The 19,524-nt window shown below is 71.3% G+C and carries 16 protein-coding genes; 9 read left to right on the top strand and 7 right to left on the bottom strand.

What is annotated here, in order from left to right:
• Positions 1-147 precede the first annotated feature (147 nt).
• On the top strand, positions 148-2,952 hold the full coding sequence (polA, locus tag H6927_14670) for a DNA polymerase I (GenBank protein MCP5219342.1): 2,805 nt from the start codon (positions 148-150) through the stop codon (positions 2,950-2,952).
• Between the two features lie 17 nt (positions 2,953-2,969).
• On the opposite strand, the gene H6927_14665 is transcribed toward polA, so the two are convergent.
• The 6 genes from H6927_14665 to H6927_14640 form a co-directional block, all read right to left on the bottom strand.
• Positions 2,970-3,371, bottom strand: coding sequence for a monovalent cation/H(+) antiporter subunit G (locus tag H6927_14665; GenBank protein MCP5219341.1), 402 nt, complete (start codon positions 3,369-3,371; stop codon positions 2,970-2,972).
• A gap of 217 nt (positions 3,372-3,588) precedes the next feature.
• Positions 3,589-3,867 carry a K+/H+ antiporter subunit F gene (locus H6927_14660; protein MCP5219340.1) on the bottom strand — a complete coding sequence of 93 codons (279 nt, stop codon included), beginning with the start codon at positions 3,865-3,867 and terminating at the stop codon, positions 3,589-3,591.
• On the bottom strand, positions 3,864-4,355 hold the full coding sequence (locus tag H6927_14655; GenBank protein MCP5219339.1) for a Na+/H+ antiporter subunit E: 492 nt from the start codon (positions 4,353-4,355) through the stop codon (positions 3,864-3,866). Before H6927_14655 ends, H6927_14660 begins: the two co-directional genes overlap by 4 nt.
• Positions 4,355-6,031, bottom strand: a complete 1,677-nt coding sequence (locus tag H6927_14650) for a monovalent cation/H+ antiporter subunit D (GenBank protein ID MCP5219338.1) — start codon at positions 6,029-6,031, stop codon at positions 4,355-4,357. The genes H6927_14655 and H6927_14650 overlap by 1 nt, the downstream gene beginning before the upstream one ends.
• Positions 6,032-6,054: 23 nt before the next feature.
• On the bottom strand, positions 6,055-6,417 hold the full coding sequence (locus H6927_14645; GenBank protein ID MCP5219337.1) for a Na+/H+ antiporter subunit C: 363 nt from the start codon (positions 6,415-6,417) through the stop codon (positions 6,055-6,057).
• On the bottom strand, positions 6,417-9,344 hold the full coding sequence (locus tag H6927_14640; GenBank protein MCP5219336.1) for a monovalent cation/H+ antiporter subunit A: 2,928 nt from the start codon (positions 9,342-9,344) through the stop codon (positions 6,417-6,419). Before H6927_14640 ends, H6927_14645 begins: the two co-directional genes overlap by 1 nt.
• Positions 9,345-9,482: 138 nt before the next feature.
• Between H6927_14640 and H6927_14635 the strand changes: the two genes are divergently transcribed.
• The 3 genes from H6927_14635 to H6927_14625 all read left to right on the top strand — a co-directional run bounded on the left by H6927_14635 (position 9,483) and on the right by H6927_14625 (position 13,144).
• Positions 9,483-10,178, top strand: a complete 696-nt coding sequence (locus H6927_14635; protein ID MCP5219335.1) for a response regulator transcription factor — start codon at positions 9,483-9,485, stop codon at positions 10,176-10,178.
• 55 nt (positions 10,179-10,233) lie between these two features.
• The gene (locus tag H6927_14630) at positions 10,234-11,562 is read left to right on the top strand and encodes a sensor histidine kinase N-terminal domain-containing protein (GenBank protein MCP5219334.1); all 1,329 of its coding nucleotides are present in this window, start codon (positions 10,234-10,236) and stop codon (positions 11,560-11,562) included.
• A gap of 82 nt (positions 11,563-11,644) precedes the next feature.
• Complete coding sequence (locus H6927_14625; protein ID MCP5219333.1) at positions 11,645-13,144, top strand: Do family serine endopeptidase; 1,500 nt, start codon at positions 11,645-11,647, stop codon at positions 13,142-13,144.
• Between the two features lie 86 nt (positions 13,145-13,230).
• Here the strand turns inward: H6927_14625 and H6927_14620 are convergent, their stop codons facing one another.
• A complete protein-coding gene (locus H6927_14620; GenBank protein MCP5219332.1) occupies positions 13,231-13,515 on the bottom strand; it encodes a hypothetical protein in 285 nt (94 codons plus the stop codon).
• 88 nt (positions 13,516-13,603) lie between these two features.
• On the opposite strand from H6927_14620, the gene H6927_14615 reads away from it, so the two are divergent.
• From H6927_14615 to H6927_14595, 5 genes are all read left to right on the top strand, one after another.
• A complete protein-coding gene (locus tag H6927_14615; protein MCP5219331.1) occupies positions 13,604-14,791 on the top strand; it encodes a pyridoxal phosphate-dependent aminotransferase in 1,188 nt (395 codons plus the stop codon).
• Positions 14,792-14,884: 93 nt separating this feature from the next.
• On the top strand, positions 14,885-15,151 hold the full coding sequence (gene rpsO, locus H6927_14610; protein MCP5219330.1) for a 30S ribosomal protein S15: 267 nt from the start codon (positions 14,885-14,887) through the stop codon (positions 15,149-15,151).
• Positions 15,152-15,366: 215 nt separating this feature from the next.
• Positions 15,367-17,667, top strand: a complete 2,301-nt coding sequence (gene pnp, locus H6927_14605) for a polyribonucleotide nucleotidyltransferase (protein MCP5219329.1) — start codon at positions 15,367-15,369, stop codon at positions 17,665-17,667.
• Between the two features lie 57 nt (positions 17,668-17,724).
• Positions 17,725-18,744, top strand: a complete 1,020-nt coding sequence (locus H6927_14600) for an NAD(P)H-quinone oxidoreductase (protein ID MCP5219328.1) — start codon at positions 17,725-17,727, stop codon at positions 18,742-18,744.
• Entirely contained in the window at positions 18,744-19,490 is a 747-nt protein-coding gene (locus H6927_14595; protein MCP5219327.1) for a triose-phosphate isomerase, read from the top strand. The genes H6927_14600 and H6927_14595 overlap by 1 nt, the downstream gene beginning before the upstream one ends.
• Positions 19,491-19,524 lie beyond the last annotated feature (34 nt).

The following is a 19,524-nucleotide window of genomic DNA, read 5'->3' as shown; positions in this document are numbered from 1 at the left end:
GGTCCATCGCGGCGCTCCCAACGGCGCCCATAGCTCGGCTATGGGCTTGTTGGTATCACCACGCTGTCCTCGTTTTCGCACGTTTCGCTTCGACGCCTTCTGCCGCCCAGGCTCCTGGCCGCCTTCGCGCGCGTGCACAATTTGGCCATGACCGACACCCCCTCCACGCCCGCCGGCGCGCGCCCGCAACTGCTGCTGGTCGACGGCTCCAGCTACCTGTACCGGGCGTTCCACGCCATGCCCGACCTGCGGGTCGATCCGGCGGACCCGCACAGCGCGCCCACCGGCGCCATCCGCGGCATGATCAACATGCTGGGCGTGCTGCGCAAGGACTACCCCGACGCGGCCTACGCCGCCTGCGTGTTCGACGCCTCGGGCCCCACCTTCCGCGACGCGATCTATCCCGAATACAAGGCCAACCGCGCGTCCATGCCCGACGACCTGCGCAGCCAGATCGAGCCGATCCACGAGGTGGTCGGCCTGCTGGGCTGGCCGGTGCTGGCGGTGCCGGGGGTGGAGGCCGACGACGTCATCGGCACGCTGGCGCACGCCGCGGCCGCGCAGGGCCTGCAGGTGCTGATCTCCAGCGGCGACAAGGACCTGGCCCAGCTCGTCAACGAGCGCATCGCCATCATCGACACCATGAGCGGCAAGCGCCGCGACCTGGCCGGCGTGCAGGCCGAGTTCGGCGTGGCGGCCTCGCAGATGCTGGACTTCCAGACCCTGGTGGGCGACGCCATCGACAACGTGCCCGGCGTCGACAAGGTGGGCCCCAAGACCGCCGCCAAGTGGCTGGCCGAATACGGCTCGCTGGACGGCATCGTCGCGCACGCGGGCGAGATCAAGGGCGCCGCCGGCCAGAACCTGCGCGACAGGCTGGCCTGGCTGCCCACCGGGCGCGAGCTGCTGAAGATTCGCACCGACTGCGACCTGGACGGCTACGTCGAGAGCCTGCCTGCTCTTGATTCGATAGCTGTTCGCGCGCAGCAGACGGGCGACCTGGCCCGTTTTTATGAAAAATTCGGTTTCAAGACGCTGGTCAAGGCCCTGGCGGGTGCCGAGGGTGCCAGGCCCGTCCCCAAGCCCGCCGCCGCGGCCGCGGCGCCCGCCGACGACCTGTTTGCCGACCCACCGGCCGCCTCCCAGGCCGGCAGCGGCCTGGTCTACGAAACCATCCTCGACTGGCCCGCGTTCGAGCGCTGGCTGGCGAGGATCGAGGCCGCCGAGCTGACGGCGCTGGACACCGAGACCACCTCCATCGACGAGATGCAGGCGCGCATCGTCGGCATCTCCTTCAGCGTGGTGCCGGGCGAGGCGGCCTACATCCCGCTGGCGCACACCGGGCCGGACGCGCCGGTGCAACTGCCCATCGACGACGTGCTGGCGCGCCTGAAGCCCTGGCTGCAAGACCCGGCCAGGAAGAAGCTGGGCCAGCACATCAAGTACGACCGCCACGTGCTGGCCAACCACGGCATCGAGGTGGCCGGCTACGCGCACGACACCATGCTGCAAAGCTACGTGCTGGAGGTGCACCGCTCGCACAACCTGGCCAGCCTGGCCGAGCGCCACCTGGGGCGCAGCGGCATCAACTACGAGGACCTGTGCGGCAAGGGCGTGCACCAGATCCCGTTTGCCCAGGTGCCGGTGGAGCAGGCGGCGCGCTATTCGTGCGAGGACTCGGACCAGACGCTGGATGTGCACCGCGTGCTGTGGCCGCGCCTGCAGGCCCATGAGCGCCTGCGCGCCATCTACGAGCTGGAGGTGCAGTGCAGCGAGGTGCTCTACCGCATCGAGCGCCACGGCGTGCTGATCGACGCCAGCCTGCTGAGGAAGCAGAGCCACGAGCTGGGCGAGCGCATCGTGGCGCTGGAGGCCGAGGCGCACCAGCTCGCCGGCCAGCCCTTCAACCTGGGCAGCCCCAAGCAGATCGGCGAGATCTTCTTCGACAGGCTGGGCCTGCCCATCGTCAAGAAGACCGCCACCGGCAAGCCCAGCACCGATGAGGAGGTGCTGGAAAAGCTGGCCGAGGACTACCCGCTGCCGGCGCGCATCCTGGAGCACCGGGGCCTGTCCAAGCTCAAGGGCACCTACACCGACAAGCTGCCGCAGCTCGTCGACGCGGCGGGCCGCGTGCACACCCACTACGCGCAGGCCGTGGCCGTGACCGGGCGCCTGGCCAGCAACGACCCCAACCTGCAGAACATTCCCGTGCGCACGCCCGAGGGCCGGCGCATCCGCGAGGCCTTCGTCGCGCCGCCGGGCCACGTCATCATGAGCTGCGACTATAGCCAGATCGAGCTGCGCATCATGGCCCACCTGTCGGGCGACGCGGCCTTGCTCAAGGCCTTCCACGACGGGCTGGACGTGCACCGCGCCACCGCCAGCGAGGTGTTCGGCGTGCCGGTCGATCAGGTCAGCAGCGAGCAGCGCCGCTACGCCAAGGTGATCAACTTCGGCCTCATCTACGGCATGAGCAGCTTTGGCCTGGCGCGCAACTTGGGGCTAGACAACACGGCGGCCAAGAACTACATCCAGCGCTATTTCGAGCGCTACCCGGGTGTGCGGCGCTACATGGACGAGACGCGCCAGCTGGCCAAGGCGCAGGGCTACGTGGAGACGGTGTTCGGCCGGCGCCTGATGCTGCCCGAGATCAACTCCCCCAACGGCCCGCGCCGCCAGGGCGCCGAGCGCGCCGCCATCAACGCGCCCATGCAGGGCACGGCGGCCGACCTGATCAAGAAGGCCATGGTGGCGGTGCAGCAGGCGCTCGATCAGGGCCGCGCCAGCCGCATGGTGATGCAGGTGCACGACGAGCTGGTGCTGGAGGTGCCCGACGCCGAGGTCGAGTGGGTCCGCGCCGAGCTGCCGCGCCTGATGGCCGGTGTGGCGCAGCTGAAGGTGCCGCTGCTGGCCGAGGTGGGGGTGGGCGCCAACTGGGAGCAGGCGCACTGACCACGGAGCGCGCCGCTTCAGCGTGCGTCGGGCGGCGGCGCGCCGTCCGGGGACTCCGTCGTTGGGGCCGGGTGCAGCGGTGGCGGCAGGTTCGCCCCCGAGGAGGGCTTGCGCCGCTCCCGGAACAGCGCCGCGCGGCTGAGGATGACGGTGGTGACGGGCACGGTGACCGACAGCACGATGACGATCAGCCAGCTGCGCAGCTGCAGCTGGCCGTCGTGCAGCGAAAAGAACAGCATCGAGGCCAGCGCGACGCACCAGGCGCCGCCCACCAGGGCTAGCGCCGGCGGGTGCAGGCGCTTGAAGAAGTCGTCCAGGCGCAGCACGCCCCAGGCGGCGGCCAGGGTGAGCGCGGCGCTCAGCAGCAGCAGGCAGCCGACCAGGATTTGAGCCCAGAGGGGTACGGCGTCGACACTCATTCTGGCGGCCTCCGGTCGTCTGGGGTGTGAACATGGGCCCGAGTGGTCGGCCGCCCGATCGAATTCGCTGGCCGATCCCCGCAAGCGGGGCCCCTCGTCCGGGCGCTCATTCTGGCGGCCTCCGATCGTCTGGGGTGTGAACATGAGCCTGGGTGGTCGGCCGCCTGATCGAATTCGCTGGCCGATCCCCGCAAGCGGGGGCCCCTCGTCCGGACGCTCATTCGATCACCTCCCCTCGCAGCAGAAACTTGGCCATCGCGCTCGAGCTGACGAAGCCGAGCAGGGCGATCAGCAGGGCGGCCTCGAAGTAGACGTGGCTGGCGTAGCGGATGCCCAGCACCAGCGCCGACAGCATGCCGATGCCGTACAGCAGGTCCAGCGCCAGCACGCGGTCCAGCGCCGTCGGGCCGCGCAGCACGCGCGCCAGCAGCAGCAGGCCGGCCAGGCCGTAGACGCCCAGGGTGATGGCGATGGCGGCGGACAGGAAGCTGCTCATGGCTCGAAGATCTCCCGCAGGGGCTGCTCGTAGCGCTGCTTGTAGTGTGCGACGAAGGCGGCCTCGTCCGGCGCGTCCCACACGTGCAGCAGCAGGGCGCTGCCGTCGCGCGCCAGCTCGCACCACACGGTGCCGGGCACCACCGTGGTGATGACGGCCAGCGCCGCCAGCGCGCTGGGGTCGCGCAGCTGCAGCGGCACACGCACGAAGCGCGCGTGCCTGGGCTGGCCCGGCGGGGTGAGCAGGGTGAGAAACACCCGCGCGTTCGATTCGAGCACGTCGCGGCCGACCACGCCGATCAGGCGCAGCACCGTCCAAGGGTGGCGCATGCGCGGGCGTGCCGGGCGCAGCGGCGCCAGCAGCACCGGCACGGCCAGGCCCAGCAGCAGCGCCAGCAGCACGTCGCCCACCGCCAGCGAGGCGTTCAGCACCAGCCACAGCGCGACCAGCGCGGCGCTCAGCAGCGGGGCGGGCAGCAGCCGCCGCATCATCGCCGCAGTCCCTTCTGGCCGTTGGCGACGGGCGAGGGCACGGGCTGGGCTGCCATCACCGTGCCGATGTAGTGCCGCGGGTCGTGCAGCTCGCGCGCGGTGGCGTTGACGTAGCGCAGCACGTCGTCGGCGCGCCACACCAGCACGCCGATCAGCAGCAGCAGCGCGGCGATGGGCAGGGTCTCGATCAGGCGCAGGCGCGGCACCGGCCGGCCGGTGGGCGACCAGAAGTAGCGCGAGCCCGCGCGCGACAGCGCAATGATGCACAGCAGGCCGCTGGCCAGCAGCAGGCCCAGCAGCACCCAGGCGGCCGGCGACACCGGTGCGTTCTGGCCGAAGCCGGCCGGGTTGAGCAGCGCCGACAGCATCACCACCTTGCCGACGAAGCCGGCCATCGGCGGCAGCCCCGCCAGCGTCAGCCCGCAGACGATGAAGGCCAGGCCCAGGAAGGCCATGGCCGCCGGAATGGGCAGGCCGATCAGCGCCTGCTCGTCCTCGTCCAGGTTGACGTCGCGCGTGGGCACCAGGTTGACGGGGAAGGCGAAGGCGTTGTCGGTCTGCACGTCGCTCAGGTCGGCCGGCTGCTCCTCCATGTCGCGCGCGCGGTCGATCAGCTCGGACAGCAGGAAGAAGGCGCACACCGCCAGCGTCGAGCCCAGGACGTAGTACAGCGCGCCGCCCGTCACCGCCGGTCGCCCGAAGCCCAGCGCCGCCAGCAGCGTGCCCGAGGACACGATGGCGCAGAACGCCACCATGCGCCCCAGGTGCTGGGTGGCCAGCACGCCGATGGCGCCCAGCGCCAGCGTGACCAGGCCGATGCCCACCAGCGCCGGGCCGCCGAACAGGGTGGACACGCCGGCGTCGGGGCCGAACAGCACCGTCCACACCCGCAGCACGGCGTAGGCGCCCAGCTTGGTCAGGATGGCGAACAGCGCCGCCACCGGCGTCGACGCGCTGGCGTAGGTGGAGGGCAGCCAGAAGTTCAGCGGCCAGGCCGCGGCCTTGACCAGAAAGCCCACCGCCAGCACCGCCGCGCCGGCGTGCAGCAGGCCGCGGTCGGTGTCGGCGATGGCGGGCACGATGATGGCCATGTCGGCCAGGTTGAGCGTGCCCGTCACGCCGTACAAAATGGCCACGCCGATCAGAAACAGCGTGGAGGCCATCAGGTTCATGGCGATGTAGTGCAGCCCCGAATGCACGCGCGCCCAGCCCGAGCCGTGCAGCAGCAGGCCGTAGGAGGCGGTCAGCAGGATCTCGAAGAACACGAACAGGTTGAACAGGTCGGCCGTCAAGAACGCGCCGGCCAGCCCCATCAGCTGCAGCTGCAGCAGCGGGTGGAAGTGCGTGCCGGCGCGGTCCCAGCGCGCCACCGAATACAGCACCGCGGCCAGGCCCAGCACGCTGGTGAGCAGCAGCATCATGGCCGACAGGCGGTCCACCACCAGCGTGATGCCGTAGGGAATGGGCCAGTTGGAGGGCAGGTACACGCCCACCGCGTGCGGGCCGTCGCCGTGCTGCACCCACAGCAGCAGCCCGACCGACACCGCCAGCCCCAGCGCGCACGACAGCACGCTGGCCCAGGCCTTCAGCGGCCGGCGCGCGTCGCCCAGCAGCAGCATCAGCGCCGCCGTGGCCATGGGCAGCAGGATGGGCGCCGCGATCAGGTGCGGCATCAGCGAGGCCACGAAGCCGCTGCTCATCGCCGCTCCTGCGCGTCGGCGTCGGGCTCCTGGCCGTCGACGTGGTCGGTGCCCGACAGCCCCCGCGAGGCCAGCAGCACCACCAGGAACAGCGCCGAGGTGGCAAAGCCGATGACGATGGCCGTCAGCACCAGCGCCTGCGGCAGCGGGTCGGTGTAGTTCTGCAGGTTGGCCGCCAGGCCGGGCCGCACGATGGGCTCGCGGCCGATGAACAGGCTGCCCATGGCGAAGATGAACAGGTTGACCGCGTAGGACAGCAGCGCCAGCCCGATCAGCACCTGGAAGCTGCGCGGGCGCAGCACCAGCCACACGCCCGAGCCGCCGAGCACGCCGATGGCGATGGCCATGATGACCTCCATCAGCCGGCCTCCCGCGGCCCGGTGCCGGCGGCGGCGCTGCGCTCGGGCGCCTGGCGGTGGCTTCGCACCGACTGGTGCGCCAGCGCGGTGAGGGTGAGCAGGGTGGCGCCGACCACGGTGGCGAACACGCCGGCGTCGAAGAACAGCGCGCTGGCCAGGTGCACTTCGCCCAGCAGCGGCAGCGTGAAGTGGGCGGTGTGCGTGGTCAGGAAGGGATAGCCCCAGACCAGCGAGCCCAGGCCCGTGGCCAGCGCCAGCAGCAGCCCGACGGCGATCCAGCGCACGACCTTCAGCGGCAGGTGCGCCTCGACCCACAGCGTGCCCGCCACGATGTACTGCGCCACGAACGCGATCGACACCACCAGCCCGGCGACGAAGCCGCCGCCCGGCGCGTTGTGCCCGCGCAGGAACAGGTGGATGGCCACCACCACCATCACCGGCATCAGCAGCCGCGCCAGCACCGCCGGTACCATCAGGTAGCCCAGCGCCGTGTCCTGCGCGGTGCGCGGGTTGATCAGGTCGCTCACCAGGTCGGGCGGCACGGCCAGCTGCTGCGGTGGCAGCTGCACCACCTCGCGCGGCGGGCGAAAGCGGCGCAGCAGCGCATACACCGTCAGCGCCACGATGCCCAGCACCGTGATCTCGCCCAGCGTGTCGAAGCCGCGAAAGTCCACCAGCATGACGTTGACCACGTTGCTGCCTCCGCCCTCGGGCAGGGCGCGGTCGATGAAGAAGGGCGCGATGCTCTGCGGCGCCGGCCGCGTCATCATGGCGTAGGCCAGCACCGCCATGCCGGCGCCGGCCACGGTGGCCAGCAGGCCGTCGCGCCCGCGGCGCACGCGCACCCGCAGGCCCTCATTCCGGTTCCTCGGGTTCTGCTCGGGCAGACGCCGGGGCAGCCAGCGCAGGCCCAGCAGGAACAGCACGGTGGTGACGACCTCGACCGTGATCTGCGTCAGCGCCAGGTCGGGCGCCGAGAACCACAGGAAGGTCAGGCTCACGCACAGGCCCACCACCCCGGCCATCACCAGCGCCGCCAGGCGGTGGAACTTGGCCTGCCGCGCCGCGCCCAGCGCGCACAGGCCGCCCACCAGCCACAGCAGGGCGAACTCCAGGTTGGCGGGCACGCGCTCGCGGTGGCCCCAGCTCACGCCGCCTGCCCATAGCGAGGTGGCGGCCGCCAGCACGGCCGCCAGCACCAGCAGCAGCATCTGCGGCTGCAGCCGGCGGCTGCTCAGGCGCGCCAGCAGCCCGCGGCAGCCGCGGTCCAGTCCCAGCAGCGCCAGCAAAAACAGGCGCTCGCCATTCAGCCAGCGGCCCAGCGGCGGCTGGCGCAGGTGCCCGCGCCCGCGCAGGGCCTGCATCACCGCGTGCAGCGCCACGCCGCCCACCAGGGCCACCAGGCTCATGGCCAGCGGCTTGCCCCAGCCGTGCCACAGCGCCAGGCTGTAGGGCGGCAGCTCGCCGCCCACCACCGGCCGCGCCGCCAGCTGCAGGGCGCCGCCGATGGACCACTGCGGCACCATGCCCACCAGCAGGCACAGCAGCACCAGCACCTCGATCGGCACGCGCATCCAGCGCACCGGCTCGTGCGGCGACAGCGGCAAGTCGCGCGCCGGCGGGCCCAGGAACACGCCCGCGAAGCGCAGCGAATACACCACCGCGAACACGCCCGCCACTGTGGCCGCCGCCGGAAGGCCCCAGTCCAGCAGCGCGTTGCCACGCAGGGCCACCGTTTCGGCAAAGAACATCTCCTTGGACAAAAAGCCGTTGAGCAGCGGCACGCCGGCCATGGCGGCGCTGGCCACGAAGGCCAGCGCCGCCGTGATCGGCATGGCCCGGCGCAGGCCCGACAGCCGCCGCAAATCGCGCGTGCCGGTCTCGTGGTCGATGATGCCGGCGGCCATGAAGAGCGAGGCCTTGAAGGTCGCGTGGTTCATGACGTGGAACACCGCCGCCACCGCGGCCAGCGGGCTGCCCAGGCCCAGCAGCAGGGTGATCAGGCCCAGGTGGCTGATGGTGGAATACGCCAGCAGGCCCTTCAGGTCGTTCTGGAACATCGCCGCGCCGGCGCCCAGCACCAGCGACATCAGTCCTGCGCCACCCACCAGCCAGAACCATTCGGGCGTGCCCGCCAGCACCGGCCACAGCCGCGCCAGCAGGAACACGCCGGCCTTGACCATGGTGGCCGAGTGCAGGTAGCTCGATACCGGCGTGGGCGCGGCCATGGCGCGCGGCAGCCAGAAGTGAAAGGGAAACTGCGCGCTCTTGGCCAGCGCCCCCAGCAGCACCAGCACCAGCATGGTGCTGTACAGCGGGTGGGACTGCACGCGCGCGCCCTCGGCCAGCACGGCGTCCAGCTCGTAGCTGCCGGCGATGTGGCCCAGCAGCAGCACGCCGGCCAGCAGGGCCAGGCCGCCGGCGCCCGTCACCGTCAGCGCCATGCGTGCGCCGCGCCGCGCATCCTTGCGGTGGTGCCAGTAGCCGATCAGCAGGAAGCTCAGCAGGCTGGTCAGCTCCCAGAAGAACACCAGCTGCACCAGGTTGCCCGACAGCACCACGCCCAGCATGGCGCCCATGAAGGCCAGGAAGAAGGCGAAAAAGCGCGGCACCGGGTCTTCGCGCGACATGTAGTAGCGCGCGTACACGGCCACCAGCAGGCCGATGCCCGTCACCAGCAGCGCGAACATCCAGGCCAGGCCGTCCAGGCGCACCAGCAGGTTGATGCCGGCCGAGGGAATCCAGCGGTACTCCTCGCGCAGCACCGTGCCCGCCTGCAGCGTGGGCGTGAGCCACAGCACCCAGGCCAGGCCCGCGGCCGACACCACTGCCGCCCACGTGGCCGCGGCGGTGCGCGCGTGCGTGGGCAGCAGCGCCGCCACCAGGGCGCCGGCAAACGGCAGCAACAGCAGAAAGACCAGGTCCATCGGGCGGTGGGTTGGGGCAGGCGGGGACGGCACCCGAATATAGCAGCCGAGTGCGATCGGTAATCGGCACCGGCCATGGGTCTGGAGCTATCAAATCAGGAGTTTTGGAGCGAAGCGGCGCTGGGTCACAATGCCGCCATGCGAATCCTGCTGGCCGAGGACGACGCCATGATCGGCGAGGTGGTGCACGACGCGCTGCGCGCCGAGGGCCATGCCGCCGACTGGGTGCGCGACGGCGCCCAGGCCGGCACGGCGCTGGCCAGCACCGCGTACGACCTGCTGCTGCTGGACCTGGGCCTGCCGCGCAGGAGCGGGCTGGAGGTGCTGCGCGCCCTGCGCGCGCACGGCCAGCGCCTGCCGGTGCTGATCGCCACCGCGCGCGACGCGGTGGCCGAGCGCGTGGCCGGGCTGGACGCCGGCGCCGACGACTACATCGTCAAGCCCTACGACCTGGACGAGTTGCTGGCGCGCGTGCGCGCCCTGCTGCGCCGCGCCCACGGCCGCGCCGAGCCGGCCTACGCCTGGGGCGCGGTGCGCATCGTGCCGGCCACGCGCGAGGTCACGCTGCACGGCCAGCCGGTGCAGCTGTCGGCGCGCGAATGGGCGGTGCTGGAGCCCCTGCTGGCGCGCCCGGGCCGCGTGCTGTCGCGCCAGCAGCTGGAGGACAAGCTCTACGCCTGGGGCGAGGAAATCAGCAGCAACGCGGTCGAGGTCTACATCCACGGCGTGCGCCGCAAGCTGGGCGCCGGCCTGATCGAGAACGTGCGCGGCCTGGGCTACCTGGTGCCGGCGGCGCCCGCGGGCGGCGCGGAGGTGGGCGGTGACGACCCCTGAATCAATAGCTGGTCAGGCATATTCCGCGCCGGCTGGTGGCCAAAATGATTTGAAAATGGACAAACCTGCCCCCTCGCTGCGCGTGCGCCTGACGGTGCTGCTGCTGCTGGCCGTGCTGGTGACGGCGCTGGCGCAGGCGGCGGTCACCTGGCGCGCCGCGCGCGCCGAGGTCGAGTCGGTGTTCGACGCGCAGATGCAGCGCATCGCCCTGTCGCTCACCGGCGGGCTGGCCGCCACCGTGCTGGAGGGCAGCGTGCTCGACGGCCCGCCCGGCTCGCAGGAGCTGATCATCCAGGTGTGGCGCGCCGACGGCATCATGCTGTACCGCTCGCCCTCGGCGCGCCTGCTGCCGCCGCAGGCCGTGATCGGCTTCTCGGACGTGCTGGCCGCCGGCGAGCCCTACCGCGTGTACACGCTGGAGACGGCCACGCAGGTGATCCAGATCGCGCAGGCGCAAAGCGCGCGCCGGCGCATGGCCGGCCAGCTGGCGCTGCGCGCCGTGCTGCCGGTGGCGCTGCTGGCGCCCATGCTGATGCTCATCGTGTGGTGGGTGGTGGGCCGCGCCGTGGCGCCCGTGGACCGCCTGCGCCGCCAGCTGGCCGCGCGCGCCGCGGGCGACCTGGCGCCCCTGCCCGTGGCCGGCCTGCCGGCCGAGGTGGCGCCGCTGGTGGCCGAGATGAACGGCCTGCTGGCGCGGCTGGACGCGGCGTGGCGGCAGCTGAGCGACTTCACCGCCGACGCCGCGCACGAGCTGCGCTCGCCCCTGGCCGCGCTGCGCCTGCAGGTGCAAAGCCTGCAGCGCGCCGCCACGCCCGAGGCGAGCCAGCGGGCCACCGAGCGCCTGCTGGCCGGCGTGGACCGCGCCACGCGCCTGGTCGAGCAGCTGCTGGCCCTGGCGCGCCACGACGGCGACGGCGTTGCCGCCGCCAGCGCCCCTGTCGATTTGATGGCCCTGGCGCGCCGCGCCGTGCACGACGCCATGCCCGAGGCCCAGACGCGCCAGATCGAGCTGCGCGGGCCCGATGAGGGCGCGGCCGAGCTGCCCGTGCAGGGCCAGGCCGACGCCCTGGCCGTGCTGCTGCGCAACCTGATCGACAACGCCCTCAAGCACACGCCCGCGGGCGGCGTGGTGCAGGTATCGGCGGCGCGCGGGGGGGGCGGCGCGGCCGAGCTGGCGGTGCAAGACAGCGGCCCCGGCATCGCCCCGTCCGAGCGCCAGCGCGTGCTCGACCGCTTCTACCGCGTGCCCGGCGCCGCCGGCCATGGCAGCGGCCTGGGCCTGGCCATCGTGCAGGCGGTGGCGCGGCGGCATGGGGCGCAGGTCGTCATCGACGCCTCGGCGGCCCTGGGCGGGGCGCGGGTGGGGGTGCGGTTCAGCGCCTGAGCCGGTTTAAGTTTCACCTAACTCTCGCGGCTCACAGTCCCCCCATCGTCCCGGTCCGGGACATGGCTTGAAAGGACTGACCATGAGCTCCCTGAAATTCAAAACCTCGCGCCTGGCGCTGGCCCTGCTGGCTGCGGGCGTGCTGGGCGGCGCCGGCGTGACGGCGGTGCGCGACTTCTCGACGCCGGCCCAGGCGCAGCCGGCGGTGGTGGCCATGGCGCCCGCCGCGGCGCCGGCGGCCGCCAGCGCGCAGGTCGCGGCGCCCAACTTTGCCGCCATTGCGGCGCGCGAGGGGCCGGCGGTGGTCAACATCAGCGTCAGCGGCGTCGAGAAGGTGAGCGACGGCGGTGGCGCGGCGATCGACCCCGGCATGCGCGACTTTCTGCGCCGCTTCGGCATTCCGCCCGAGGCCTTTCAGCAAGGGCCCAACGGCGGCAGCCAGTCGGTGCCGGTGCGCGGCCTGGGCTCGGGCTTCATCATCAGCCCCGACGGCCTGATCATGACCAACGCGCACGTGGTCAAGGGCGCCAAGACGGTCACCGTCAAGCTGACCGACCGGCGCGAGTACAAGGCCAAGGTGCTGGGCCTGGACACCAAGACCGACATCGCCGTGCTCAAGATCGACGCGCATGGCCTGCCCACCGTCAAGCTGGGCAGCAGCAAGGCGCTGCAGCCGGGCGACTGGGTGCTGGCCATCGGCTCGCCCTTCGGCTTCGAGAACACCGTCACCGCCGGCATCGTCAGCGCGCTGGGGCGCTCGCTGCCCGACGACAGCTCGGTGCCCTTCATCCAGACCGACGTGGCCGTCAACCCCGGCAACTCGGGCGGGCCGCTGTTCAACGCGCAGGGCCAGGTGGTGGGCATCAACTCGCAGATCTACAGCCGCTCGGGCGGCTTTCAGGGCGTGTCGTTCTCGATCCCGATCGAGCTGGCCACGCACATCGAGGAGCAGATCGTGGCGCACGGCAAGGTCGAGCACGCGCGCCTGGGCGTGACGATCCAGCAGGTCAACCAGGCGCTGGCCGATTCCTTCAAGCTGCCCAGCCCCGAGGGGGCGCTGGTGGCGCAGGTCACCAAGGGCAGCGCGGCCGACAAGGCGGGGCTCAAGCCTGGTGACGTGATCCTGAAGGCCAACGGCCAGACCATCGTCGACTCGGGCGATTTGCCGGCCAGCATCGCGCTGGCCAGGCCGGGCGAGAAGCTGCAGTTGCAGGTTTGGCGCAACGGCCGGCCAGAGGACCTCACGGCCACGCTGCAGGGCATCCAGGACTCGGACGAGGCGGTGGCGCAGGCGGGCAATGCCGACAGCGGCAACAGGCTGGGCCTGGCGCTGCGCCCGCTGCAGCCGCAGGAGCGGCGTGAAGCCCGCGTGACCGGCCCCGGCGGCCTGCTGGTGGAAGACGCCGAGGGCGCCGCCGCCGCGGCCGGCGTGCAGTCGGGCGACGTGGTGCTGGCCATCAACGGTCAGCCCGCCACCAGCGTCGAGCAGATGCGCGCCGTGCTGGCCAAGTCCGGCAAGTCGGTGGCGCTGCTGATCGAGCGCGACGGGCAGCAGCTGTTCGTGCCCGTGCCGCTGGCCTGATCGATTTCCAGGCCAAATGGGCTGCCGGCGCTTGTGCATCAAGCGCCGGCAGCTCTTTTTTTAGGAGTCATGGGCTTCGTGCCCGGCTACTGGGCATAGCCCAGGCAGGCCCCCGCATTGGGCCGGCCCTGGCACTCGCGGCGCAGGCGGGCGTCCTCGTTGCGCTGGCGCTCGGCCGGTGTTTCGCCGTTGGCGTAGGTGGTGGTCGGCGAGGGCTTCAGGCGCACGCCGCGCGAGCCGGCGCCGCTGCGCGGCTTGGCCTTGGTCCCGCTCTTCTTGCGGCGCGCGGACTCGGCCTGCGCGGCCGGCAGCGCGCCCAGCAGGGACAGGAACAGGGCGCCGGAGATGAGCCGGCGGTTGATCGGTTGCATGGCATGTCCTCCCGTGTGTCGTTGGCCAGCGCGGCGCCGCCAACTGTGCGATGCTCGCGCTCCGTTGCATTAGAAAAGCCGTGCTTCCATGCGTCAAGCCATCCTGAACCTCGAAGAATCCAAGATTCGTGAAGTCGCCAACGCCGGCATGGGCCGCGCCGACGTGCTGCCGTTCTGGTTCGGCGAGAGCGACGAGGTCACGCCCGAGCCGGTGCGCGCCGCCGCCGTGGCGGCGCTGCAGGCGGGCGAAACCTTCTACTCGCACAACCTGGGCCTGCCCGAGCTGCGCCAGGCCGTGGCCGACTACGCCAGCGGCCTGCACGGGCCCATCGCGGCCGACCGCATCGCCATCACCTCGGGCGGCGTCAACGCGCTGATGCTGGCGGTGCAGATGCTGGTGGACGCCGGCGACGAGGTGCTGGCCGTCACGCCGGTGTGGCCCAACCTGACGGCGCAGCCGCTGATTTTGGGCGCGCGCCTGCGCTGCCTGGCGCTCAAACCCCAAGCCGACGGCGCCTGGGCGCTGGACTTGCCCGCGCTGCTGGCGGCCATCACGCCCACCACCCGCCTGCTGGTCGTCAACTCGCCCAACAACCCCACGGGCTGGACGCTGACGCGGGCCGAGCAGCAGGCCATCCTGGCGCGCTGCCGCGAGACGGGCACCTGGATCCTGGCCGACGAGGTGTACGAGCGCCTGTACTACCGCAGTGATGTGCCCAGTGGCGCGGCACCTTCCTTTTTGGATATTGCCAAGCCCGACGACCGGCTGGTGGCCGTGCAAAGCTTTTCCAAGGCCTTCCTGATGACCGGCTGGCGCCTGGGCTGGCTGACCATGCCGGCGGCGATGACGCCGCACATGGGCAAGCTGCTGGAGTTCAACACCTCCTGCGCGCCGGTGTTCGTGCAGCGCGCCGCGCTGACCGCGCTGGCGCAGACCGAGGCCATCACCCCGCGCATCGTGGCGCACCTGCGCCAGTGCCGCGACACCCTGGTGCCGCTGCTGCAGGCCGTGCCCGGCGTGCACACCAGCGCGGCTCCGGGCGGCATGTACGCCTTTTTGCGCATCGACGGCTTTGCCGATTCGCTGGCACTGGCCAAGCGCCTGGTGGCCGAGGCCGGCCTGGGCCTGGCCCCGGGCGTGGCCTTTGCCCCCGAGGCCGAGGGCTGGCTGCGCTGGTGCTTTGCCTCGAAAGACGTGGCGCGCCTGGGGCAGGGCGTGCAGCGGCTGCAGGCCTGGTTGGCCGGGCAGGCTCCCGGGGCATCCGGCCGGTCTTGATATACTCCACAGGTTTTGCATCTGGCAGAACGCACGCGGCGCGCAGTTCCGGCGCACCGCGCAAGTCAAATCATTTGGAACGAGGACATTGACATGATCTCCAAAGAGAACAAGGCCGCCGTGGTCAAGGACAACGCCCGCGCGGCCGCCGACACCGGCAGCCCCGAGGTGCAGGTGGCCATCCTGACGGCCCGCATCAACGAGCTGACCCCGCACTTCAAAGAGCACGCCAAGGACCACCACGGCCGCCGCGGCCTGCTGCGCATGGTCAGCCGCCGCCGCAAGCTGCTGGACTACCTCAAGGGCAAGGACGCCGACCGCTACCTGGCCCTGATCGCCAAACTGGGCCTGCGCAAGTAAGCCCATGCACCGGACAAACGCCTGATGCCCCGCGAGGCTCAGGCGTTTTTGTCTTTTTTCATCCGGAACGCGGTTTTCAGAAGCTGAAGCTGTGTCATTCCACAAGGCCGGGCGCAGGGTGCGCATGGCGTTCTGGAATGGCATCGTGTTCTGAACCCAATCCGGCTCCAGCGCGGATGCAGTCTGCGCGAATAGCTATCAATCAAGGAGCAACCATGAGCCTGTTCAACAAAGTCACCAAGTCCTTCCAGTGGGGCGACAAGACCGTCGTCATGGAAACGGGCGAGATCGCCCGCCAGGCCGCCGGCGCCGTGCTGGTCAACATCGACGGCACCGTGGTGCTGGCCACCGTGGCCGCCAGCAAGACGGCCAAGCCGGGGCAGGACTTCTTTCCGCTGACGGTCGACTACATCGAGAAAACCTACGCCGCCGGCAAGATTCCGGGCAGCTTCTTCAAGCGCGAGGCCAAGCCCAGCGAGCTGGAGACGCTGACCAGCCGCCTGATCGACCGCCCGATCCGCCCGCTGTTTCCGGATGGCTTCTTCAACGAAGTGCACGTGGTCATCCACACCGTCTCGCTCAACCCCGAGGTGGACGCCGACATCGCCGCCATGCTCGGCGTGAGCGCGGCGCTGTCGATCAGCGGTATCCCGTTCAACGGCCCCATCGGCGCGGCGCGTGTGGGCTACGCCAATGGCCAGTACGTGCTCAACCCGGGTCCGACGGCGCGCAAGAGCGGCCAGCTCGACCTGGTGGTGGCCGGCACCGAGTCTGCCGTGCTGATGGTCGAGTCCGAGGCGCAGCAGCTGCCCGAGGACGTGATGCTGGGCGCCGTGGTGTTCGGCCACGAGCAGGGCAAGATCGCCATCAACGCCATCCATGAGCTGGTGCGCGAGGCCGGCAAGCCCCTGTGGGCCGACAACGGCACCTGGGCGCCCGAGGTCAAGGACGAGGCCTTCATCGAGCAGGTGGGCACGCTGGCCGAGCCCAAGCTGCGCGCCGCCTACCAAATCCGCAGCAAGCAGGCGCGCACCCAGGCGCTGCGCGAGGCCACGGCGGCCGTCAAGGCGGCGCTGACCGAGCAGGGCGTGGCGTTCGACGCGGTCAAGCTCGACAACCTGCTGTTCGAGATCGAGGCGCGCATCGTGCGCAGCCAGATCCTGGCCGGCGAGCCGCGCATCGACGGGCGCGACACGCGCACCGTGCGCCCCATCGAGATCCGCAACGGCGTGCTGCCGCGCACCCACGGCTCGGCGCTGTTCACGCGCGGCGAGACGCAGGCGCTGGTCATCACCACGCTGGGCACCGACCGCGACGCGCAGCGCATCGACGCGCTGGCCGGCGAGTTCGAGGACCACTTCCTGTTCCACTACAACATGCCGCCCTTTGCCACCGGCGAGGTGGGCCGCATGGGCTCGACCAAGCGCCGCGAAGTCGGCCACGGCCGCCTGGCCAAGCGCGCGCTGATCCCGCTGCTGCCGGCGCGCGACGAGTTTCCCTACACCATCCGCGTGGTCAGCGAGATCACCGAATCCAACGGCTCCAGCTCGATGGCCTCGGTGTGCGGCGGCTGCCTGTCGCTGATGGACGCCGGCGTGCCCATGAAGGCGCACGTGGCCGGCATCGCCATGGGCTTGATCAAGGAAGACAACCGCTTCGCGGTGCTGACCGACATCCTGGGTGACGAGGACCACCTGGGCGACATGGACTTCAAGGTGGCCGGCACCACCAACGGCATCACCGCGCTGCAGATGGACATCAAGATCCAGGGCATCACCAAGGAGATCATGCAGGTCGCCCTGGCGCAGGCCAAGGAAGCGCGCATGCACATCCTGGGCAAGATGCAGGACGCCATGGGCCAGGCGCGCGAGGAGATCAGCTCCTGGGCGCCTAAGCTGTACACGATGAAGATCAACCCCGAGAAGATCCGCGACGTGATCGGCAAGGGCGGCGCCACCATCCGCATGCTGACGGAAGAGACGGGCACCACCATCGACATCGGCGAGGACGGCACCATCACCATCGCCAGCAACGACGCCGCCAAGGCCGACGAGGCCAAGCGCCGTATCACCGAGATCACCGCCGAGGCGGAAGTGGGCAAGGTCTACGAAGGCCCGGTCACCAAGCTGCTGGACTTTGGCGCGCTGGTCAACATCCTGCCCGGCAAGGACGGCCTGCTGCACATCAGCCAGATCGCGCACGAGCGCGTGGAGAAGGTCAGCGACTACCTGCAAGAGGGCCAGATCGTCAGGGTCAAGGTGCTGGAGACCGACGAGAAGGGCCGCATCAAGCTGTCGATGAAGGCGCTGCTCGATCGTCCCGCGCGCGAGGACAACGGCGACCGCCCGCCGCGCGAGGAGCGCGGTGGCCGCGGCCCGCGTGAAGACCGTGGCCCGCGCGAGGACCGCGGCCCCCGTGAAGACCGCGGTGAGCGCGGCTATCGTGAAGAGCGTGCGCCGCGCGCCGAGTCGCCGGCAGCCGACGCGCCTGCCGACGGCACGCATCCTTCGGCCTGAGCAGGGGTTGCCCGCACGGCCCGTCCCGGGCCGTTGCGGGGCCTGACCGAGATGACGATGAACTGCATTGAAATCAGCACGCCGGGCGCGCCCGAGGTGCTGGTGCCCGCGCAGCGCCCCCGGCCCGTCGCCGGCGCCGGCGAGGCGCTGATCCGCGTGCACGCGTCCGGCGTCAACCGTCCCGACGTGCTGCAGCGCATGGGCCACTACCCGCCACCGCCCGGTGCGTCGGACCTGCCCGGCCTGGAAGTGGCGGGCGTCATCGAATCCGGCGACGCCGCCGCGCTGCTGGCCGCCGGCCTGAAGGTGGGCGAGCGCGTGTGCGCGCTGGTGGCCGGCGGCGGCTATGCCGAATACTGCGTGGCCCCGGTGGCGCAGTGCCTGCCCGTGCCCCAGGGCCTGAGCGACGTGGAGGCGGCCAGCCTGCCCGAGACCTACTTCACCGTCTGGACCAACGTGTTCGACCGCGGGCGCCTGCAGGCGGGCGAGACGCTGTTGATCCAGGGCGGCACCAGCGGCATCGGCGTGACGGCCATCCAGCTGGCCAAGGCGGCCGGCGCCACCGTCATCGCCACGGCCGGCAGCGACGAGAAGTGCGCCGCCTGCCTGAGCCTGGGCGCCGACCACGCCATCAACTACAAGAGCGCCGATTTCGCGGCCGAGGTGCTGCGCCTGACCGACGGGCGCGGCGCCAACGTCATCCTGGACATGGTGGCGGGCGACTACGTGGCGCGCGAGGTGGCGTGCCTGGCCGAGGAGGGGCGCCTGGTCATCATCGCGGTGCAGGGCGGCGTCAAGGCCCAGTTCGACGCCGGCCTGGTGCTGCGCCGGCGCCTGACGATCACCGGCTCCACGCTGCGCGTGCGGCCCGTGGCCTTCAAGGGCGCCATCGCGCAGGCGCTGCGCCAGCGCGTGTGGCCCTGGCTGGAGGCCGGCCGCGTCAAGCCCATCGTGCATGCGCAGTTCGCGGCGCTCGAGCCGGCGGCCGGCCTGCCCAGCGGCGCCGCGCGCGCGCACGCGCTGATGCAGGGCGGCCAGCACGTCGGCAAGATCGTTTTGACCTGGAAGGCTGAGTGATGCGCAAGCTGATTGCCGGCAACTGGAAGATGAACGGCAGCCTGGCCGCCAACCAGGCGCTGGTGCAGGCGCTGTGCGCCGGCGTGGGCACGCCGGACTGCGACGTGGTGGTGTGCCCGCCCGCGGCCTATCTGGCCCAGGTGCAGCAGCTGCTGGCGGGTTGCGGCGCCATCGCGCTGGGCGCGCAGGACGTGTCCGAGCAGGCCGGCGGCGCCTACACCGGCAACGTGTCGGCCGCGATGCTGGCCGAGTTCGGCGTGCGCTACGTCATCGTCGGCCACAGCGAGCGGCGCCAGTACCAGGGCGAGAGCGACCTGCTGGTGGCGCGCAAGGCGCAGCAGGCATTGGCCACCGGCATCACCCCCATCGTGTGCGTGGGCGAGACGCTGGCCGAGCGCGAGCAGGGCCTGACCGAGTTCATCGTGCAGCGCCAGCTCTCGGCCGTCATGGCCGTCAACGCGGCGCGCCTGGCCGAGATCGTGGTGGCCTACGAGCCCGTGTGGGCCATCGGCACCGGCCAGACCGCCACGCCCGGGCAGGCGCAGCAGGTGCACGCGGTGCTGCGCGCGCAACTGGCCGCGGCCGACGCCGCCGCCGCGCGCCAGGTGCGCCTGTTGTACGGCGGCAGCATGAACGCGGCCAACGCCCAGGCGCTGCTGGCGCAGCCCGACATCGACGGCGGCCTGATCGGCGGCGCGGCGCTGAAGGCCCCCGATTTCTTGACGATCGTTGGCGCCGCCGCTTGAATGGCGTGCGCATCGTGCTATTGGATTTGGAGTG

The sequence above is a fragment of the Burkholderiaceae bacterium genome, assembly GCA_024235995.1.
Classification (GTDB): Bacteria; Pseudomonadota; Gammaproteobacteria; order Burkholderiales; family Burkholderiaceae_C; genus Ottowia.
Note: the sequence above shows the minus strand (reverse complement) of the source record. Positions and strands in the feature narration are given on the sequence as shown.

Bases quoted from the DNA above. Each gene is read 5' to 3' on its own strand.
- H6927_14600 (MCP5219328.1), top strand. From the start codon at position 17,725: ATGAACTGCATTGAAATCAGCACGCCGGGCGCGCCCGAGGTGCTGGTG.
- rpsO (MCP5219330.1), top strand. From the start codon at position 14,885: ATGATCTCCAAAGAGAACAAGGCCGCCGTGGTCAAGGACAACGCCCGC.
- H6927_14615 (MCP5219331.1), top strand. From the start codon at position 13,604: ATGCGTCAAGCCATCCTGAACCTCGAAGAATCCAAGATTCGTGAAGTC.
- H6927_14595 (MCP5219327.1), top strand. From the start codon at position 18,744: ATGCGCAAGCTGATTGCCGGCAACTGGAAGATGAACGGCAGCCTGGCC.
- H6927_14655 (MCP5219339.1), bottom strand. From the start codon at position 4,355: ATGCGGCGGCTGCTGCCCGCCCCGCTGCTGAGCGCCGCGCTGGTCGCG.
- polA (MCP5219342.1), top strand. From the start codon at position 148: ATGACCGACACCCCCTCCACGCCCGCCGGCGCGCGCCCGCAACTGCTG.
- H6927_14640 (MCP5219336.1), bottom strand. From the start codon at position 9,344: ATGGACCTGGTCTTTCTGCTGTTGCTGCCGTTTGCCGGCGCCCTGGTG.
- H6927_14625 (MCP5219333.1), top strand. From the start codon at position 11,645: ATGAGCTCCCTGAAATTCAAAACCTCGCGCCTGGCGCTGGCCCTGCTG.
- H6927_14635 (MCP5219335.1), top strand. From the start codon at position 9,483: ATGCGAATCCTGCTGGCCGAGGACGACGCCATGATCGGCGAGGTGGTG.
- H6927_14645 (MCP5219337.1), bottom strand. From the start codon at position 6,417: ATGGAGGTCATCATGGCCATCGCCATCGGCGTGCTCGGCGGCTCGGGC.
- H6927_14660 (MCP5219340.1), bottom strand. From the start codon at position 3,867: ATGAGCAGCTTCCTGTCCGCCGCCATCGCCATCACCCTGGGCGTCTAC.
- H6927_14665 (MCP5219341.1), bottom strand. From the start codon at position 3,371: ATGAGTGTCGACGCCGTACCCCTCTGGGCTCAAATCCTGGTCGGCTGC.
- pnp (MCP5219329.1), top strand. From the start codon at position 15,367: ATGAGCCTGTTCAACAAAGTCACCAAGTCCTTCCAGTGGGGCGACAAG.
- H6927_14620 (MCP5219332.1), bottom strand. From the start codon at position 13,515: ATGCAACCGATCAACCGCCGGCTCATCTCCGGCGCCCTGTTCCTGTCC.
- H6927_14650 (MCP5219338.1), bottom strand. From the start codon at position 6,031: ATGCCGCACCTGATCGCGGCGCCCATCCTGCTGCCCATGGCCACGGCG.
- H6927_14630 (MCP5219334.1), top strand. From the start codon at position 10,234: ATGGACAAACCTGCCCCCTCGCTGCGCGTGCGCCTGACGGTGCTGCTG.